Source organism: Micromonospora sp. URMC 107, assembly GCF_051386315.1.
Classification (GTDB): Bacteria; Actinomycetota; Actinomycetes; order Mycobacteriales; family Micromonosporaceae; genus Micromonospora.
In genome coordinates, this window is the sequence record NZ_JBPQTK010000030.1 from 1 (window position 1) to 20126 (window position 20126).

Genomic DNA, 20126 nt, shown 5'->3' on the forward strand with positions numbered 1-20126 from the left:
TTGGCGGGTCGTGAGGGTGCGACGTTGTTCATGGTGTTGGTGGCGGGGTTCACGGCGGCGTTGCATCGGGTGACGGGCCAGGACGACATCGCCATCGGCACGGCGGCCTCCGGGCGGTCGCGGGCCGAGGTCGAGAACCTGATCGGTTTCTTCGTGAACACGTTGGTGCTGCGGACGGACGTGTCGGGTGATCCGACGTTCCGGGAGTTGCTGGCGCGGGTGCGGGAGACGACGCTGGGCGCGTACGCCCACCAGGACCTGCCCTACGAGCAGGTCGTCCGCGCTCTGGACCGGCCGGCCGGCGCGCCGCAGCAGATCGTCCGGGTGCTCCTGCAACTCGACGAGTCCCTCGGCACGCTGCCGCAGCTGCCCGGCGTGACCGTCGAGCGGTGGGAGGTCGACAAGCCGCACGCCAAGTTCCCGCTGACCATCACGCTCTGGCACGAGGACGACGCCCTCGTGGCCGGCGTCGAGTACGCCGAGGACTGGCTGACCGACGACGAGGTCCGCCTGCTCTGGGACGGTTTCACCGCGGCGCTCACGGAGATGTCGCACGACCTCGACCGCCCGGTGGCGTCGGGGCGTGACGCGGCGGCCGAGGTGTCCGTCCGGTGACCGCGCACCGCGACCTGGTCGAGCTGCTCGCCGCGCGGCGCGACGACGCCGGCACGGCGTTCGGCCTCGTGGACAACACCGGCACCGACGTCGCACCCGTGTCGTACCCGGACCTGGTCGACGCCGCCTGCCGGGCGGCCACCGTGCTGCGCGACCGGGGCGCCGCCGGGGAGCGGGTGCTCATCGTCGCCGCGCCCGGCCGGCGCTACGTCGAGTGGTTCCTCGGTTGCGTCCTCGCCGGCGCGGTCGCCGTGCCGGCGCCGGCGCCGACCAACAGCCAGCGGGCGCACCGGCTGCGGGCCGTCATCGCCGACGCGCGGACCCGGTTCGCGGTGGGCGGGGCCCGCCCCCGCCGGCTGCTCGCCCACGCCGGGCTGGAGTGGACGGACCCCGACGAGCACACCGGGGCGTCCCCTGCCGAGCCGGCGGGCGGTCCCGGCCCCGCGGGCGTCGCCTTCCTCCAGTACACCTCCGGCTCCACCAGCGACCCCAAGGGAGTCGTCGTCACCCACGGCGCGCTGCTGGCCAACCTCGCGCAGATGAGCGAGGTGTTCGGCCTGGACCGGCGGGCCCGCGGGGTCAGCTGGCTGCCGCCGTACCACGACATGGGTCTGATCGGCGGCATCCTCGTCCCGCTGCACGTCGGCTTCCCGATGGACCTGATGGACCCGGTGACGTTCTCCCGCGACCCGCTGGCCTGGATGCGCGCCGTGTCGGGCGCCGGCGCCACCATCAGCGGCGGGCCCAACGCCGCGTTCGAACTGGCCGCCCGGGCGCTGGAGAGGTACCACGGGGACCTCGACCTGTCGCGCTGGTCGACGGCGTTCGTCGGCGCCGAGCCCGTCCACGCGCCCACGATGGACCGGTTCGCCGCCGCCGCCGCCCGCTTCGGCTTCGACCGCTCGGCGCTGCGGCCCTGCTACGGCCTGGCCGAGGCGACGCTGATGGTGAGCTGCGCCCGGGCGGGCACCGGGGTGACCACGGCCGCACCCGTCGACCCGGCCGGGTCCGCTCCCGCGGTCGACTGCGGCCCGCCGGTCCCCGGCGCCGAGGTGCGCATCGTCGACCCGCACACGCACGCCGAGGTGGCGGCCGGCGGGGTCGGCGAGGTCTGGGTCCGTGGCCCCGCCGTCACCGCCGGCTACTGGCAGTCGCCCGAGGCCACCGCGAGCCGGTTCGCCGCCCGGCTCGGCGACGCCACCTACCTGCGCACCGGTGACCTCGGGTTCCTCACCCGCGACGGCGGCCTCGTCCCGACCGGCCGGCTCAAGGACCTGATCATCGTCCGGGGCCGCAACGTCTACCCGCAGGACGTGGAGGCCGCGGCACGCCGGGCGGCCGACCACCTCGCCCCGGGGATGGCCGCCGCCTTCGAACTCGGCGACGGGCCGGCGGTGCTCCTGGAGTGCGCCGTGCCGGACGGGGCGGCGCCGCAACTGCTGCGCGCGATGCGCGACGCGGTCCTCGCCGAGTGCGACGTGCGGCCGGCGGTGGTGGCGCTCGCCCGGACGGGCACCCTGCCCCGCACCTCCAGCGGCAAGATCCAGCGGGCGCTGGCCCGCGAGCGCTACCTTGCCGGCGAGTGCCACCTCGTCGACGTCCTCGACGAGCGCGGCGACGGCCGGTGCGACGCCACGGACGCCGAAGGCGTCGCCGCGTACCTGCGCCGACGGCTCGCGGACGCGGGCTTCCCGGTGCCGTCCGGGGCCGACCCGGCGGTGACCGCCCTCGGCCTGGACTCCCTCTTCCTCACCCGGATCTTCGCCGAACTCGACGACGCGACCGGCGGCCGCCTCGTCCCCGCCGCGCTCTGGCGCACCCGCAGCCTCAGCGAGCTCGCCGAGACCGTGGTGGCCGCCCGGCGCGACGACGCGCCGCCGGCCCACCCCGGCGGCCCCGGCCCGCTTCCGCCGTCCGTCGAACTGACCGGCACGCCCGCCGCGATGTGGCTGGCCGAGACGCTGCACCCGGGCGCCACCAACGTCTGGATCGCCTGCGAGGCGCACGGCGTCACCGCCGACGAGCTGACCCGCCGGATCCGGGCCACCGTCGCCCGGCACGACGCCTTCCGGATGAGCTTCCGCGTCGACGGCGACCGGGTCGCGGCGTACCCGGCCGGGGCGGGGGAGGTGACCGTGCCGGTGGTCGACGGCACGGCGTGGTCCCGGGCGGAGCTGCGGGACTGGCTCACCGCCCGCTGCCTCGAACCCGTCGACCTGGACGGGCCGCCGCTGCTGCGGGCCCACCTCGTGCGGCGCGGGCCGGACCGGGTCGTGGTGCTGCTCGTCGCCCCGCACCTCGTGCTGGACTTCCAGGCGCTGGGCGTCGTCGCCGGCGAGTTGCTCACCGGCGCGGCGGCGGAGTCCACGTCCTTCTACGAGCTGCTGCACCGCCGGCCGGTCCCCGCCGCCGGTCCGGCCGAGCGGCACGAGGTCCCGCTGCCCTTCCGCCGGGCCGTCGAGCGGCCCACCGCCGCGTCCCGCGAGGTCCGCGTCGAGCTGCCGGCCGCGACCACGCGCGCCGTGCGCGCCACGGCCGCCGCCGAGCGGGTCACCCCGTTCGCGGTCCTCCTGACGGCGTACGCCGTCGCGCTGCACCGGATCTCCGGCCGGGACCGGGTGACCGTCGGCGTACCGGAGAGCGGGCGACCCGACCGCCGGTTCAGCGGGACGGTCGGCATGGCGATGCGGCACGTGCCGGTCGAGGTCGAGCGGCACGCCGACCACGTCGACACCGTCCGGCAGGTCGCCGAGCGGCTGCGTGCGGCACCGGAGCACCCGGTCACCACCGTCGCCCCCTCCTTCGAGACGATCTTCGTGTTCAACAGCGCGCAGGGCACCCCGTGGCCCGAGCTCGCCCTGTTCGAGACCTGCGACGGCGTCGAGGTACGGGCCGGCGACGCCCGCTGGCGCTCCGTGCACCTGCCACGCCCGCTGGACTCCGTCCCGCTGACGGTCGTCGCCGCCGAGCGGGACGGCCGCACCGTCCTCGTCCTGCGCTACCAGTCGGACCGCTACGAGGAGGCGGGCGTACGGCGACTCGCCGACGCCGTCGTCGCCGCCGCGGTCGAGCTGACCGGCGGCGGACCGGCCGCCGAGCCGGCCGGCCGGCACCCCGCCTGCGCCCCGGCCCGCCCCTACCCGGCGCTGCCGGACAGCGTGGTCGCCGGCCTGCGGCAGATGGCGGACCGCTACCCCGACCAGGTCGCGCTCACCGACGGCGTCACGACGCTGAGCTACGCCGAGCTGTGGGCGGCGGCGGAGTCGGCGGCCGGCGCGCTCGCGTCGGCGGGCGTCCAGGCGGGGGACCGGGTCGGCGTCCTGCACGGGCGCAGCGCCGCGGCCGTCGTCGCGTCGCTGGGCGTGCTGCGGGCCGGGGCGGCGTTCGCCCACCTCGACGCGGGCTCGCCGCCGTCGAGGTTGCAGGACATGGTCGACGACGCCGGGCTGACGCTGCTCGTCACCGACCACGGCACCGACGCCACCGCCGCGGCGCTCACCGTCGCCCGGATGTCCTCCGCGTCGCTCGTGTCGCCCGGCGGCGTGGCGTGGGCCGACCCGCCGCCCACCGCCCCGGCGTACGTGAGCTTCACGTCCGGCTCGTCGGGGCGGCCCAAGGGGGTCGTGGTCTCGCACCGTGCCGCCGTGGCCGGCGCGCACGGGGTCGCCGCCCCGGTCGGCCTGGCCGTCGGGGACGTGCTGTGCGGCATCAGCCCGTTCGGCTGGGACATCGCCGTCGCCGACATCTTCTGCGCGCTCCTGCGCGGCGCCACCCTCGCCCTGGCCGGCGAGGAGCACGAGACCGACGCCGCGGCGCTGGCCCGGTTCCTCGCCCGGCACCGGGCCAGCGTCATGCAGACCACCCCGCAGCGGTGGCGGCTGCTGCTGCGCGAGGGCTGGCGGCCGCCGGCCGGCTTCCGCGCCATCACCGGCGGTGACAGCATGACTCCGGCCGACGTGGACCGCTTCGACCGGGCCGGCGTGCACGTCTGGAACTACTACGGGCCGACCGAGGCCACGTTCTGGGCGACCTGCCACGACTTCGGGGAGCCCTACCGTGGCGGCGACGCGCCGATCGGCGGGGCGTTGCCCCGCTACCGCACGCACGTGCTCGACGAGGAGGGCCGCCCGGCGGTGCCAGGCGCGGTCGGTGAACTCTTCCTCGCCGGTCCGGCCGTGGCCGACGGGTACGCCGGCCAGCCGCGCCTGACTGCCGAGCGGTTCGTGCCCGACCCGTTCGGCGACGAGCCGGGGGCCCGGATGTACCGCACCGGCGATCTCGTCCGTGACCGCGCCGACGTCGGGCTCGTCTACACCGGCCGGACCGGCAGCTACACCAAGCTGCGCGGTTACCGGGTCGAGCTGGGCGAGATCGAGAGCGTCCTCGCCTCGGCCGAGGGCATCCGGGAAGCCGCCGCCGGGGTGGTCCCCGGCGGCGGGGACGGCGACGACGTCGAGCTGGCGGCGTACGTGGTCGCCGACGGCGACGGCGGCCCGGACCTGGTCGCCCTCAACCGCTGGTGCGCGCGGCGCCTGCCGCAGTACATGATCCCGACCCGGTACGCCGTCCTGCCGGCCCTGCCGGTGAACACCAACGGCAAGCTCGACCGGGCGGCGCTGGCCCGGGTGCCGCTGGCGGCCGTGCGCGGGGCCGTCCGGGAACGGCCGGGCACCCCCGCCGAGCGGCTGGTCGCCGAGGTGTTCCAGCAGGTGCTCGGCGTCGACGAGATCGACCTGCGCGACGACTTCTTCCTCAGCGGCGGCCACTCGTTGCGCGCCGTGCAGGCGGCCGGCCGGCTGCGGGAGGCCACGGGCGTCGAGGTGGGCGTGCGGGACGTGTTCACCCACCGTACGGTGGCGGAGCTGGCCGCCTGGCTGGCCGCCGCACGCCCGGCGGTCGGCGCCGCCGGGCCGGGGCCCGCCGACGTGCCCCCCGGCACGGTCCTGCGCGGGCAGCGTCGGCTGTGGACGGTGCAGCGGCTCACCGGCTCCGCCGAGCTGAACATGCCCGTCCTGCTCGCCGTGCGCGGCGGTGACGCCGGGACGGTACGGACCGCGGTGCGGCGCGTCGTCGACCGCCACCCGATGCTGCACTCGGTCTACCGCCTGGTGGACGGCACGGTCACCCGCGTGCCGTACGCGGGGCCGGTGGACGTGGTGACGCGCGGCGCGAGCGACCCCGCGGGCGGCGAGGCGGCGGCCCGGGCGGCCCTGTCCGAGCTGCTGGCGCAGCCCTGGGAGCTCGCCGACCGCCCGCCGGTGCGCGCGGCGCTCGTCGACGTGCCCGGCCACGGCGTGCTGGTGGCGCTGGTGGTGCACCACATCGCGTTCGACGGCTGGTCGGGACGGGTGCTGCTGGCGGACTTCGCCGCCGCCCTGCGCGGGCCGCTGCCCGCGCCCGACGGCCTCGACGCCGTCGTCGCCCGGCTCGCCCCGCGGGAGAGCGACCAGGCGACCCGGGCCGACGTGGCGTACGTCGCCGACGCCCTGGCCGGCACGGACGCCCTGCCCCTGCCGCTGCCCGGCCCGCAGGCTCCGACCGACGGCCGCTGCGTACGCGAGCTGGGCGGCGCCGCCCACGAGGCCGCCCGCCGTGCGGGCACGACACCGTTCGCGGTCGGCGTCGCCGCGTTCGCGCGGGCCCTGACCCGGCGGACCGGGACCGACCGGCTCGTGCTGGGTCTCGACGTGGCGAACCGGGACGCCCCCGGCACGGAGACGCACGTCGGCTACTTCGCCAACCAGGTGCCGGTGGCGGTGGACCTGACCGGCGTCGACGGCGTGGCCGGCGCGGTCACCCGGGTGGGCGACGCCCTGCTCGGCGCCGTCGAGCACGGTCGCGCGCCCTACGACGCGCTGCTCGCCGAGCTGCGCCGGCGTGGCCGCCCGGCCGAACGGCCCTTCGACGTCAAGGTGGTGCAGCAGGACCTGCCGGCGCGCCGGGTCGAGCCCGCCCCGGGCGTGGTCGTCGAGGTGCTCGACGCCGCGCACCTGTCGCGGCACGACCCGCTGTCGCTGTGGGTCTGGCAGGGTGCCGACTCCACCGTCGTCGAGCTGCACCACCGGTCCGACGGCTGCGACGGGCCGACCGCGGCCGCGCTGCTGGATGAGGTCGTCGCCGACATCCGCGGCCTCGCCGCGGGAGGCGACCGTTCGAAGGAATACGAGGAGATGGACCCGGAAGACACCGAGGCGCCGCTGGACGCCTGGCCGGATTTCGACGACGTCGGCATCGGCATGGTCGACCTGAGCCCCGCGCCGGCCGCCGTCGGCACCGACGGGGCCGCCGACGGCACGAGCGTCCTGCTCGTGCGGGCGGACGAGCCCGGCAGCGCCGCCGCCGACTGGCTGCGGGCCCACGAGCAGACCTGGCGGGAGGGGCTGCGCCGGCACGGCGCGGTCCTGCTGCGCGGTTTCGACGTCTCCTCGGCCCCGGCCCTCGCCGCGGCCACCGGGGCGGTGTTCGCCGAGGCGTACGCGACGACCGAACACCCCCGGCAACTGGTCGAGGGCCGGGTGGTCACGCCGGTGGAGTACCCGAGCGAGCTGGAGCTGTTCTGGCACAACGAGGACAGCTTCAACCGGACGTGGCCCGGGCTCATCTCCTTCGCCTGCGCCCGGGTGCCGCAGGCGGGTGGGCAGACCACGTTCGTCGACGGCGCCCGGGTCCTGTCGGCGTTCACCCCGCAGGAGCGGGCCCGCTTCGAGGCGGCCGGGGTGACCTACGTGCGCCGCTTCTACCCCGGGCTCGGGCTGCCGTGGCAGACCGTCTTCCGCACCGACGACCCGGCCGAGGTCGAGCGCCGCTGCGCCGAACGCGGCGAGGAGGTGTCGTGGACCGACGGCGTGCTCTGCACCCGGGCGACCCGGCCGGCCCTGCGGACCGAGGACGGGGTCGCGTACTGGATCGCGCAGATCCTGCACTGGCACGAGTTCTGCCTGCCGGACGACGTACGCGCGAACCTGCGCGCCACGCTCGCCGGGCCGCTGCCGCGCGGCTGCACCTACGGCGACGGCGAGCCGATCGCCGACGAGACGGTCCGGCGGCTCGTCGAGCGCAGCCGGGAGATCGAGTACGCCCTCGACTGGCGCGTCGGCGACGCGATCGTGGTCGACAACCGGCGCATGGCGCACGGCCGGCGGGCCTACCGGGGCGACCGGGCCGTGCTCGTGGCTCTCGGCGATCCCATCCCCCACGCCGGCGTACCGGCCGCGTCCGTCTGAGGAGAAGTCATGCTGCGTGTGCTGTTCTGCAAGTGGGACGAGACGGCCCTGCGCGCGCTCGCCGGGGCCGGCGCCCGGATCGTGCTGCTGCTCGACGAGGCGGATGTGAGCTGGGTCCGCGTCCCCGACGACATCGCCGCCGCCGTCGAGGACCGCCACCAGGTCGGCTCGCTGGACTCCATCGAGGAGTTGGAGGCCCTCGTGGCCGACCTGGAGCTGGGCGGCGTCAAGATCGACCGGGTCGCGACCACCAGCGAGCTCGCCAAGTACGGCGCCGGCTACCTGGGCATGCGACTGGGGCTCGACCCCGACGGCTGCGCGGCCGCGGCGAACTCGCGCGACAAGCGGCGGATGAAGACGCGCGCCCGCGCGGCCGGGGTGGCCACCGCCGAGTTCGCCACCATCCGCGACCAGGCCACCGAGGCGCAACTCGCCGAGGTGGTCGAGCGGGTCGGGTTGCCGCTGATCCTCAAGCCCAGCAACGGCGTCGCCACGATCGCGACCAGCCGCGTGCACACCGCCGAGCAGCTCGCCGCCGCCGTGGCGGCGCGGAGCAGCACGGCCGGCAAGGCCCGCCAGCTCATCGCCGAGCGGTGCCTGCGCGGCGACGAGTACCACGTCGACGCCGTCTGGCGCGACGGCCGGGACTGGGTCTTCGCGGTCAGCCGGTACTTCTGCCCGCGACTGACCCTGGAGGAGGGCGAGCGGCTCAACGGCGCCGTCCTGCTGCCCGAGGACGAGCACGCCGCCTTCTACGCCCGGGTCCGGGAGCTGCACGACCGGGTCAACACCGTGCTCGGCATCCGCGACGGCGCCACGCACCTGGAGCTCTTCCACGACCCGGAGACCGACGAGCTGTACTTCTCCGAGGTCGCCACCCGGGTCGGCGGAGCGAACATCCCCGAGATGGTCGGCGCGCGCTTCGGCGTGGACGTGCGGCGGGCCTGGGCGCACGAACTGCTCGGCGGCGACCGCGACGGCCTGCCCTGGCGGGACCCCGAGCACGCGTACGTGGCGTGGCTCAACCTCACGCCGAGCCGGGCCGGGCGCATCGTCGGGATGCCGGGACGCGACGAGCTGCTGGCCCACCCGCACATCGTCGACGTCCACTACGGCCGCACGGTCGGGGAACGGATCAGTTTCGGTCACCCGTCGGCCTGGTGCCTGATGCTCGTCCTGGCGGCCGACACCGAGCGGCGGATCCTCGAACTGATCGAGGAAATGCAGGTGCTGGCGGAGCGGATCGTGGTGGCCGATGCCGGGGCCTGACGCCGCCGCTCCGCCGGGCCTGTTCCGGACGGCCAACTTCCGCTGGCTGCTCGGCGCCCGGGCGATGGCGGTCGCCGGCAACGCGTTGTCGCCGGTCGCCACCGCCTTCGCCGTCCTGGAACTGACCGGCAGCGCGACGCAGCTCGGCCTGCTGCTCGCCGCCCGCCAGCTCACCCAGGTTCTCATGTCGCTGGTCGCCGGGGTGGTGGCCGACCGGCTGGAACGCCGCCGGGTGATCATCGGGGCGGACCTGGTGGCGTTCGCCAGCCTGGCCGTGGCGGCGACGTCGCTGATCGCCGGGCAGGCCACCTTCGGCGTGCTGCTGGCCACGGCGGCGGTCAACGGCGCCGCCGCCGCGTTCGTGCTGCCGGCGATGTACGGCCTGATCCCACAGGTCGTCCCCGCCGAGCAGCTCCAGCCGGCCAACGCGGTGCTGCGGATGTCGTACAACGTCAGCTCGCTGACCGGCATCATGGTGGGCGGTGTCGTGGTCGCCACGATCGGCGCCGGGTGGGCCCTCGCGGCGAACGCGGCCACCTTCCTGCTGAGCGCGTTGCTGATGAGCCGCATCCGGGGTATCAGCGGCCGGCTGCGTGGCGCGGCGAGCTTCCTCGGCGAACTGCGCGCGGGCTGGCGGGAGTTCGCCGGCCGGCGCTGGCTGTGGGTGGCGGTGACGCAGGCCTGCTGCTACAACGCCGCCTACATGGGGGCGCTGGCCGTGCTCGGGCCGCTCGTCGCCCAGGACCACCTCGGTGGCGCGCTGAGCTGGTCGATCATCATCGGCGGGCACAACGTGGGCTACCTGGTCGGCGGGCTGGTCTCGGCCCGGCTGCGAACGGACCGGCCGCTGCTGGTCGGGATGCTGCTGATGCTGGCCGAGGTGCCGTTCATCGCGGGCCTGGGCTTCGCCGCGTCGGGTTCGGGACTGTCCGGCTGGCTGCTGTGCGGGATCGTCACGGTCGCCGCCTTCGTCGGGGCGATCGGGGTGGAGGTCTTCGGCGTCCTGTGGGACTCCACCGTCCAGCGCAACGTGCCCGAGCACGCGCTGTCGCGGGTCACCTCCTACGACCAGCTGGCCTCGTTCGTCTTCGTGCCGCTGGGCATGGCCGCGATGGGCCCGGCCGTGGCCGTCGCCGACGTCGACGCCGCCGCGTACGCCGCGGCCGCCGTCATGGCGCTCAGCGTCGGGTGCGCCCTGTCGGTCCCCGCGGTACGCCGGATGCGCTCCGGCCCGACCGCCGAGCCGGCGGACTCCGCCGCGCTCGTCAGGGCGTCCGCCTAGCCGGCGACCGCGTCCAGGACAATCACCGGAATCTCGACGAGCGCGCAGAGGTGCGCGGTGAAAGGTGACCAATGCAGCTGTCCGACATCGAAGCCGTCGTCGCGCAGGCCTGGCGGGAGACGCTCGGCACCGACGACTTCACCCACGACGACCCGTTCTTCGACGTGGGAGGCGACTCGATGAAGTTGGCGATGGTGTTCCACCGCGTGCGGGAGCGCCTCGACGTCCCCGGCCTGTCCCTGCTGGACGTGTTCAGCAATCCGACCGTGCGCGGCTACGCCGAGCACGTGCGGCGGCACCTCGCCGGGTCGGCGGGGTGAGCACCCCCGCGACGGCACGGCGCGCGGGCGAGCGCCGGTCGGTGGGTATCGGCCGGCTCGGCGGCGCCCACGGCCCGGCGCTGGGCGAGCGGCTGGTCTGCCTGCCGTACGCGGGCGGCAACGGCCTGGCCTACCAGCCCTGGGTGCGGACACTGGCCAATCACGACATCGCCGTCGAAGCCGTCGAGCTGCCCGGGCGGCTCAGCCGCGTCGCCCAGCCGCCCTACGACGACCTGGCCGCGCTCGTCACGGACCTCGCCGACGAGATCGGGGCGTGGTCGGCGGGGCGCCCGTTCCACCTGTTCGGCCACAGCCTCGGCGCGCTGGTCGGCTACGAGCTGACCCGCGAGCTGGTCCGGCGCGACGGCCCGCGCCCGCGCCGGCTCGTCGTCTCGGGCTCCGTGGCCCCGCACGTGCTCGTGCGGCACACGCGCCTGGCCGAGTTGGACGACGTCGAGCTGATCGACCACGTCTTCGCCATGGACGGCACCCCGTTCGCCGCCCGGCTGGACCAGGAGCTGGTCGCGATGCTGGTCCGCGCCTACCGGGCCGACGTCGCCCTGTTCGACCGCTACGAGCACACCCCCGGGCCGCTGCTGGACGTGCCGGTCTCGGTGTTCGGGGGCAACGCGGACTTCGGCGCCGCTCTGGCGGGGCTACGAGCCTGGCAGAGCCTCGTGGTGCCGCCGGTGCGGGTCTCCGTGTTCCCCGGCGGGCACTTCTTCCCCTGGCGCGACGACGGCTTCGCCGACATCCTCGCCGCCGAGCTGCGGGCGACGGCGTAGCCCAACCGGGCAGGCCGGCGCCGCCTGCGCCTTCGGCCGGCCCACCCGCCGCCGGGACCACCACCGGCCCCGGCGGGCACCTCCACCGGCACCGAGAGAGGACCCCGTGAGCCCCGCTGCCACCGCACGCTCGGCCGACGCCGTGCTGAACCGGCCGGCCGCCGTCGGAGCCGCCGCCGTGCTCGCCGGCTTCGCCTTCGTCGCGCGCAAGTACGTCGGAGGCGCCCGCGACCTGATCGTGGCGGGGGAGCCGGCCGCGCTGACGGTCACCGGCGACGACACCCTGGCGGCCCTGTCCGCCTGGGCGGGGGCCCGGGGTGGCGAGCTGACCGCGAACGCCCCCGGCTGCGGGCTGCACCTGACCGTGACCGGGCGGGGTGGGGACACCGTGGTCCGGGTGACGGCCGACGAGGGCACGGAGGAGTTCGCGACCCGGGCGTGCGGGCACGTGCTGCGGGCCGCGCGGGCCGTGCTGGAGCGGCCCGACCTGCGCCTGCGCGAGCTGGACGTGCTCGGCGAGGACGAACGGGAGCTGATCCGCGGGCGGTTCAACGACACCGCCCGGGCCTATCCCTGCGACGCCACCGTGCACGGCCTCTTCGCCGAGCAGGCCCGGCTCCGGCCCGACTCGCCCGCGGTGGTGGCCCCGGAGGGCACCCTGACCTACGCGGAGCTGGACCACCACGCCCGCCGGGTGGCCGGTCGGCTCGTGGCGGCGGGCGTCGGGCCGGGAGACCTCGTGGCGGTGTCGGCGGGCAAGTCGTCCGGGCCGATCGCCGCGATCCTCGGGGTGCTGATGGCCGGGGCGGCGTACGTGCCGATCGACCCGTCCTACCCGCCGGCCCGCCGGGACCTGCTGATCCGGGACAGCGGCGCGCGGGTGCTGCTCACGGCGGGAGAGCCGGCGACGGACCTGCCCGACGGGCTGACGCTGATCGACGTGACCGGGGCAGCGGGGACCGCCGCGCAGCCCGCGCCGGGCGCGGCCACGGACGTCGCCTACGTGATGTACACCTCGGGCACGACGGGCGTGCCCAAGGGGGCGCTGATCACCCACCGGGGCGTGGTGCGGCTGGTGCGCGACGTGCGCTACGTCGCCCTCACCCCCGCGACCCGGATGCTGCAGGCCAGCGCGGCCGGGTTCGACGCCACGACCTTCGAGACCTGGGGCGCCCTGCTCAACGGCGGCGCCCTGGTGCTGGTGCCGAACCACGTGGTCCTCGACCCGGTCGCGCTCGGCGCCGCGCTGCGGGACCGGGAGGTCACCACTGCCTTCATCAGCACCGCCCTGTTCCATCAACTCGCCGAGCAGGACGCCACCGTCTTCCGCCCGCTGGTCGAGCTGGTCGTGGGCGGCGACGCCCTGTCGGCCCGCCACGCCGACCTGGTCCTCGCCGCCTGCCCCGGGCTGCGGCTGGTCAACGGCTACGGCCCGACCGAGAACACCACCTTCTCCACGGTGTACCCCGTCGACCGCGCCCACCCGGCCCGGGTGCCCATCGGGTCGCCCGTCCCCAACTCCACCGCCTACGTCGTGGACCTCGACGGTCACCTGCAGCCGGTGGGCGTACCCGGGGAACTGCTCGTCGGCGGGGACGGGGTGAGCCTGGGCTACCTGCGCCGACCGGAGCAGACCGCGCGCGCCTTCGTGCCGGACCGCTTCGGCGCCGGCGACCGTCTCTACCGGACGGGGGACCGGGCGCGCTGGCTGCCCGACGGGAACCTGGACTTCCTCGGCCGGATCGACGACCAGGTGAAGATCCGCGGCTTCCGGGTCGAGCCGGGGGAGGTCGAGCAGCACCTCGGCCGGCTGCCCGGGGTGCTGTCGGTGGCCGTGCTGGTCGAGACCGGCGCCGGGGGAGCCCGGTCGCTGACGGCGTACCTCACGGCCGACGAGGAACTCACCGCCCGCCAACTGCGCGCGGCGCTGCGGGCCACGCTGCCCGAGCACATGATCCCCGCGCGCTTCGTGCAGGTGGCGGCGATGCCGCTGACCGCGCACGGCAAGACGGACCGCCGGCGCCTGGCCAGGGGGGAATATCCCGTCAGTCCCGGATCACCCGGACGATAGACTGCCCAGACCCGGGCCGCGCACGGTCGCGGCCGGGTGCCCCCAGCGGCAGAGATGGAGTTGTAACCCGTGCTGACGATGCAGGACGCGCTTGCCCGCCTCGACGAGTACTGGATCGGGCAGGGGTGCCTGACCGTACAGCCGATGAACACCGAGGTGGGCGCCGGAACGCTCAACCCTGCCACGTTCCTGCGTGTCCTCGGTCCCGAGCCCTGGCGGGTCGCCTACGTCGAGCCGTCCGTGCGTCCCGACGACGCGCGCTACGGCGAGAACCCGAACCGCATCCAGTGCCACACCCAGTACCAGGTGATCATCAAGCCGGAGCCGGGCAACGCCCAGGAGCTCTACCTCGGCAGCCTGGCGGCGCTCGGCATCGACGTGCACGAGCACGACGTCCGCTTCGTCGAGGACAACTGGGCCTCGCCCGCCCTCGGCGCCTGGGGCCTGGGCTGGGAGGTCTGGCTGGACGGGCTGGAGATCACCCAGTTCACCTACTTCCAGCAGGCCGGCGGGGTGAACCTCAAGCCGGTCTCCGTCGAGATCACCTACGGCATCGAGCGCATCCTCATGGCGCTCCAGGGCGTCCGCCACTTCAAGGAGATCCGCTACGCCCCCGGGGTCACCTACGGCGAGGTGTTCGGGCAGGCCGAGTACGAGATGTCCCGCTACGCCCTCGACGACGCCGACGTCGAGTCGACCCGCCGGATGCTCGACCTCTTCGCCGCCGAGGCCCAGCGGATGATCGACCTGCGGCTGCCGATCCCCGCGCACACCTTCGTGCTCAAGTGCTCCCACGCCTTCAACGTGCTCGACGCCCGGGGCGCGATCTCGACCGCCGAGCGGACCGCCGAGTTCGCCCGCATGCGCAAGATGTCCGCCGCCGTGGCCGAACTGTGGGTCGAGCGCCGGGCCGAGCTGGAGCACCCGCTGGGCGTGGCGTCCGCCGCCGCGCCCGCCGCCGCGCCGGCGCTCACCCCGGCCGCCGGCTCCGGCACCCGCCGCCTGGTCCTGGAGGTCGGCGTCGAGGAGATGCCGCCGAGCGAGGCCCGCTCGGCCGTCGCCCAGCTCCGGACGCTGGTCACCGAGGCCCTGGCCACGACCCGCCTGGAGCACGGCGTCGTCGCCGTCGACGCCACGCCCCGCCGGCTGGTCGCCGTGGTCGACGACGTGGCCGCCCGCGAGGCGGACCACGAGCGGATCGTGCGCGGCCCGCGGCTCACCGCCGCGTTCGGCGCCGACGGGGCGCCCACCCCCGCCGCCCTCGGCTTCGCGCGGTCGCAGAAGACCGACGTCGACGCCCTGGAGCGCGTCGACGTGGACGGCGTCACCTACCTGGCGGTCGTCCGCAAGGAGCAGGGCCGGGACGTGCTGACCGCGCTCTCCGGCGCGCTCGCCACCGCCGTCGGGACGCTGCGCTCGGCGAAGAACATGCGCTGGTCCGACCCGCAGCTGTCGTTCACCCGGCCGATCCGCTGGATCGCCGCCCTCTGGGGCGACGAGGTCGTGCCCTTCGCGGTCGGCGCGCTGGCCGCCGGCCGCACGACCCGGGTGCTGCGCGGCAGCGCCCAACCGCAGTTCGACGTCGCCTCCGCCGAGGAGTTCACCGACACGTTGGCCGCGGCCGGGATCGTGCTGAGCACGCAGGCCCGCAGGGAGACGATCGTCGAGGGCGCGGTCAAGCTCGCCGCCTCGGTCGGCGGTCACGTCGACGTCGACGGTGAGGCCGCCCTGCTCGACCAGATCGCCTACCTGGTCGAGGCGCCGACCCCGGTGCTGGGCTCGTTCGAGGTGGACTACCTGCGTGTGCCGCACGCGATCCTGACCACGGTCATGCGCAAGCACCAGCGCTACCTGCCCGTACGCGACCAGGACGGCGGGCTGCAGCCGTACTTCGTCACCATCGCCAACGGCGCGATCGACGAGGACGTCGTGCGGGCCGGCAACGAGGGCGTGCTGCGCGCCCGGTTCGAAGACGCGTCGTTCTTCTTCGTCGCCGACTCCGAGGTGGCGCCGGAGCAGATGCGGACCCGGCTGACGACGCTGACCTTCGCCGACAAGCTCGGCTCGATGCACGACCGGGCCGAGCGGATCAGTGCCATCGCGGCCCGGCTGGCCGACGCGGTCGACCTCGACGCCGCCGACCGGGCGGTCCTCGACCAGGCCCGTGAGCTGGTGAAGTTCGATCTGGGCTCGCAGATGGTGACCGAGCTGACCAGCCTGGCCGGTGTCATGGCCCGCGAGTACGCGCTCGGCGCGGGGAAGCCGGAGCCGGTCGCGCAGGCGCTGCTGGAGGTGGAGCTTCCGCGCAGCGCGGGTGACGCCCTGCCGGGCACGCCGGCTGGCGCGATCCTCTCCCTGGCCGACCGCCTCGACTACCTGTGCGGCCTCGCCGCGACGGTGGGCCTGCCGACCGGGAGCAGCGACCAGTACGCGCTGCGCCGGGCGGCGCTGGGCCTGCAGGCGGTGCACCGGGCCGCTGCGGTGCTGTTCCCGCTGTCGCTCGTGGACGGGTTGCGCATCGCCGCGGCAGAGCAGCCGGTCGACGTGCCGGACGCGGTGCTCGACGGGATCGGCGAGTTCCTCGGCCGGCGCCTGGAGCAGGCGCTGTCGGAGGAGGGCGTCCCGGTGGACCGGGCCCGCGCCGTCATGCTGCACAGCGACCGGCCGGCCCTGGTCGACGCGCTGTTGCGCCGGCTGCAGCAGCTCGAGGACGACGAGGACTTCCGGCGGCTGGTGGAGACGATGCAGCGGATCCGCCGCATCGTGCCGGCCGGCACCGCCCCGACGTACGCCGCCGAGGTGCTGCGCGAGCCGGCGGAGCTGCGCCTGCACGGGGCGTTGCAGGCCGTCGCCGGGTCGCTCGGGGACGTGACCGACCTGGCCGCGTTCGCCCGCGACACCCGCGAGCTGAACGCGGCGGTGACGGCGTTCTTCGAGGACGTGTTCGTGATGGCCCACGAGCCCGAGGTGCGCGCGGCCCGGCTGGGGCTGCTCGCCGCCGTCGCGGATCTCGGGACGCCGGCTCTGCACTGGGAGCACCTGCGCGGCGCGTAGCGGCGCCGCGGCTACCGGATCACGAGGAAGGGCGCGGGGGTGACGCGGTGCTCAGCCGACCGACTTGTTGTAACTGTCGATGGCGCTCTGCACGCTCGCCGCGGCGTCCTTCATGGCCTGGTCGGCCGGCTTGCTACCGACGATCGCCGCCTCGAGGCCGTCCTCGGACGCCTTGCGGGCCTGCGGCATGACGCCCAGCAGGCACCCGGCCGACGCGACCGAGGGCGGCAGCGCGTGCAGCTGGTCGACGGCGGTGCGGAACTGGGGGAACTTCGCCATCCAGTCCTTGTCGATCTGCTCGTCGAGCGCCTTGGCGTTGATCGGCACGTACCCGGTGCTGGTGTGCCACTTGGCCTGCTGGACCGGGCCGGAGGCGAACTTCACGAACTCCCAGGCGGCCCGCTTCTCCTTGTCGCTGTGGCCGACGCCGTTGATCCACAGAGAGGCGCCACCGATGATCGGTCCGCCCTTGGAGGAGGCGCTCACCTTCGGGTACGGGGCGGTGAGCACGGTGAACTTGCCCTTCGCGGCGTCGACGTAGCCGCGCAGCACGCTGGTGGACTCCAGGTGCATGGCGACCGTGCCCGACTTGAAGGCCGCCTGGGCGTCGTCGGTCTTGCGGCCGGTGTTCGTCGCGTAGCCGCCCTTCACCAGGTCCGTCCACCACTGCGCGACGCGCACGGCCGTCTCCTGGTCGAACTGCACCTTGGTGGCGAGGCCCTTGCGGCCGTTGCCGTTGTCGCAGTACTCCTTGCCGTCGGTGGCGAGCAGCTGCTCCACCAGCCAGCCGTAGATGGCGGCGTTGAAGCCGTACTGGACCGTCTTGCCGCTGGCGTCCTTGACCGTGAGCTTCTTCGCCAGCTCGCCGATCTCGGTGAGGTCCTTCGGCGGCTTCGTCGGGTCGAGGCCGGCCCGCTCGAACGCCTCCTTGTTGAGGTAGAGCAGGGGCGTCGAGGAGTTGAACGGCATCGACCACAGCTTGCCGTCGACCGAGTAGTAGCTGGCGATGTTCGGCTCGATGTCGCCGGCGTTGAAGCCGTCCTTCTCGATGAACTTGTGCATCGGCACGACCTGCTTGGAGTCGACCATGAAGCGGCTGCCGATGTCGTAGATCTGCACCAGGGCCGGCGTGCTCTTCTGCTGCACCGACGCCTTGTACTTCGCGATCGTCTCGTCGTAGCTGCCCTGGAAGACCGCCTTGACCTCGACCTTGCCCCCGCTCTGGGCGTTGAAGTCGGCCACGAGCTGGTCGACGGCGGTGGCGTTGGCCCCCTTCATCGCGTGCCAGAACTCGATCGTGGTCTTGTCCGTGGCCTTCTCCAGCACCTCGGCGCCGGGCGCGTCGAGCGCGCCGCTGCCGCCGTCGGTGCCGGACCCGGAGTCGCCGCAGGCCGTGAGCGCGGCGGCGGCCACGACGGCGACGAACGCCGCCGCGGTCCGGCGGAGCCGAGGTCTTCTCATTGGTTCTCCTTCTCGATGGTTCAACGCAGCGCCCCGGCGGTCAGCCCGCGGACGATGTAGCGCTGGCCGAAGATCACGACGGCCAGCGTGGGCAGCAGGGACAGCGCGACGCCGGCGAGGACGAGACCCGGCTGCGCCGCCTCGGCGTCGTTGAGCTGGGAGATGCCGATCTGCAGCGTCTGGAACTCGGTGTCGCGGATCAGGATCAGCGGCCAGAAGTACTGGTTCCAGGCCGAGAGGAAGACGTAGACCCCGACCGCCGCGATGGAGGGTTTGGACAGCGGCACGATGACCCGCCACAGCAGCCGCCAGTGGCCGCACCCGTCGATCACCGCGGCGTCGCGCAACTCGCTGGGGAACTGCAGGAACGCCTGGCGCAGCAGGAACGTGCCGAACGCCGAGGCGAGGAAGGGCAGCACCAGGCCGAGGTACGTCAGCCCGCCCCGCGTCAGGCCCCAGTCGGAGATGGCCAGGTAGTTGGGGATGATGATCGCTTCCCACGGCACCATGAGGGTGGCGAGGAAGAGGCTGAACGTCGCCGCCTTCGCGGGCAGGCGAAGGAACGCGAAGGCGTACGCGGCGAAGATGCTGGTCACGACCTGCGCCACCGTGATGACCCCGGCCTGCACGGCGGAGTTCGCGTAGAAGCGGCCCAGTGGCACCGATCGGAACACGTCGGTGACGTTCTGCCAGTGCAGCGCGCTCGGCACCAGCGCGGGCGGGTAGGTCGCCAGGTCGCCGGGGCCCATCACGGCGCCGACGAAGCCGTAGTAGACCGGGAACAGCACGGGGATCGCGGCCAGGCCGAGCACGAGGTAGACGGCGGCCCGCCCGAGGTTGAGCTTTTTCATCGGTAGTGGACCCGCCGTTCGAGGACGCCGAATTGGACGGCCGTGCAGCCGAGCATGATGACCAGCAGCACGACGGCCTGCGCGCTGGCCGCGCCGAAGTCGGAGGCGCCGAAGGCGAACGCCTTCTCGTAGATCGAGTAGACCAGCGTCGTCGTGGCCTGGTCCGGCCCGCCCTTGGTCAGGATGTGGATCTGCCCGAAGCTCTGCAACGCGTGGATCGTGGAGACCACGACGAGGAAGAACAGCTGCGGGGAGAGCAGCGGCACGGTGATCCGCGACGCCAGCCGCCAGCCGGTCGCGCCGTCCAGCCGCGCCGCCTCGACCACCTCGGGCGAGATCGCCGAGACCCCGGCGGAGAGCACGAGGATGTTGTAGCCGAAGTTCATCCACACCGTCGCGGCGCAGACGGCGGGCAGCGCGATCGACGGGTCGGTGAGCCAGTTGACCCGGTCGATCCCCAGCGAGCCGAGCAGGCCGTTCGCCACCCCGATCGCGGGGTTGTAGATGACGGCGAAGATGACCGACGCGGTCGCCACCGAGAACGCGAACGGCAGCGCGAACGCGGTGCGCAGCGCCCGTACGCCACGGATGCGCGCCTCCAGCAGCAGCACCACGAAGAGCGCGCCCAGCACGGCCGGCACCACGGAGAAGAGCGTGAACAGCGCCGTCGTGGCCAGCACCCCGCCGAACTCCGCGGACAGCATGTCCCGGTAGTGCGCCGCGCCGACGTACTCGGACGCGGCGCCGAAGATGTCGTTGCCGTGCACCGACAGGTACAGCGTCCGCCCGAGCGGCCAGAACACGAACAGGGCGAAGACCGCCACCGAGGGCAGCAGCATCAGCCAGGCGAGACCGGTTTCGCCGAAGCGTGCGCGCCGGACCTGTCGGGCGGTGGAGGGCGCGGACACGGGGGTCAGGGAGCGGTCGCCCGGTGGCGCGCCGACGGTGGAAGGGGGAGGCACCGCAGCACCCTACCAACGCCATCGAAGGATAGACATCATTTGGTCACGGGCGTGTAAGGCACCGTACATGCCGTGTTCATCTGGCGCCGGTCGGTCGCATCCCAGGCGGATCGCCGGGGGGACGTCGAGGCCAGGTGCCGCTCGGCGCACCCCCCGGTACCGCCGTGCGCCGCCGGTGAGACGCGACGCGAAAGGCGCCCGCACCGGTACGGACGCGTCCCGCGTCCGTACCG

Annotated in this window: 11 protein-coding genes; 8 read left to right on the forward strand and 3 right to left on the reverse strand. The window is 74.5% G+C overall.

Translation table 11 applies throughout. The features are described from left to right. From ACSNN9_RS09865 to ACSNN9_RS09900, 8 genes are all read left to right on the forward strand, one after another. A partial coding sequence (locus tag ACSNN9_RS09865; protein WP_436672709.1) for a condensation domain-containing protein occupies window positions 1-615 on the forward strand: 615 nt, incomplete at its 5' end. Further along, window positions 612-7838 carry an amino acid adenylation domain-containing protein gene (locus tag ACSNN9_RS09870; RefSeq protein WP_436672710.1) on the forward strand — a complete coding sequence of 2409 codons (7227 nt, stop codon included), beginning with the start codon at window positions 612-614 and terminating at the stop codon, window positions 7836-7838. The genes ACSNN9_RS09865 and ACSNN9_RS09870, both read left to right, overlap by 4 nt. Before the next feature lie 9 nt (window positions 7839-7847). Then, window positions 7848-9107, forward strand: coding sequence for an ATP-grasp domain-containing protein (locus ACSNN9_RS09875; RefSeq protein ID WP_436672711.1), 1260 nt, complete (start codon window positions 7848-7850; stop codon window positions 9105-9107). Then, window positions 9094-10389, forward strand: coding sequence for an MFS transporter (locus ACSNN9_RS09880; protein ID WP_436672712.1), 1296 nt, complete (start codon window positions 9094-9096; stop codon window positions 10387-10389). Before ACSNN9_RS09875 ends, ACSNN9_RS09880 begins: the two co-directional genes overlap by 14 nt. 71 nt (window positions 10390-10460) lie before the next feature. After that, a complete protein-coding gene (locus tag ACSNN9_RS09885) occupies window positions 10461-10709 on the forward strand; it encodes an acyl carrier protein (RefSeq protein ID WP_436672714.1) in 249 nt (82 codons plus the stop codon). After that, window positions 10706-11494 (forward strand): thioesterase II family protein, encoded by a 789-nt coding sequence (locus tag ACSNN9_RS09890; protein WP_436672716.1) that lies wholly within the window; start codon window positions 10706-10708, stop codon window positions 11492-11494. Before ACSNN9_RS09885 ends, ACSNN9_RS09890 begins: the two co-directional genes overlap by 4 nt. 106 nt (window positions 11495-11600) lie before the next feature. Continuing rightward, window positions 11601-13565, forward strand: a complete 1965-nt coding sequence (locus tag ACSNN9_RS09895) for an amino acid adenylation domain-containing protein (RefSeq protein WP_436672718.1) — start codon at window positions 11601-11603, stop codon at window positions 13563-13565. Between the two features lie 78 nt (window positions 13566-13643). Further along, window positions 13644-16619, forward strand: coding sequence for a glycine--tRNA ligase (locus ACSNN9_RS09900; RefSeq protein WP_436672766.1), 2976 nt, complete (start codon window positions 13644-13646; stop codon window positions 16617-16619). A 51-nt stretch (window positions 16620-16670) separates the two neighbouring features. On the opposite strand, the gene ACSNN9_RS09905 is transcribed toward ACSNN9_RS09900, so the two are convergent. From ACSNN9_RS09905 to ACSNN9_RS09915, 3 genes are read right to left on the reverse strand one after another with little or no spacing between them, the layout of a single operon-like run. After that, window positions 16671-18080: an ABC transporter substrate-binding protein gene (locus tag ACSNN9_RS09905; RefSeq protein ID WP_436672719.1), complete on the reverse strand. Its 1410-nt coding sequence runs from the start codon at window positions 18078-18080 to the stop codon at window positions 16671-16673. 20 nt (window positions 18081-18100) lie between these two features. Further along, the gene (locus tag ACSNN9_RS09910; RefSeq protein WP_436672721.1) at window positions 18101-18931 is read right to left on the reverse strand and encodes a carbohydrate ABC transporter permease; all 831 of its coding nucleotides are present in this window, start codon (window positions 18929-18931) and stop codon (window positions 18101-18103) included. After that, the gene (locus tag ACSNN9_RS09915) at window positions 18928-19893 is read right to left on the reverse strand and encodes a carbohydrate ABC transporter permease (RefSeq protein ID WP_436672723.1); all 966 of its coding nucleotides are present in this window, start codon (window positions 19891-19893) and stop codon (window positions 18928-18930) included. The genes ACSNN9_RS09910 and ACSNN9_RS09915 overlap by 4 nt, the downstream gene beginning before the upstream one ends. Window positions 19894-20126 lie beyond the last annotated feature (233 nt).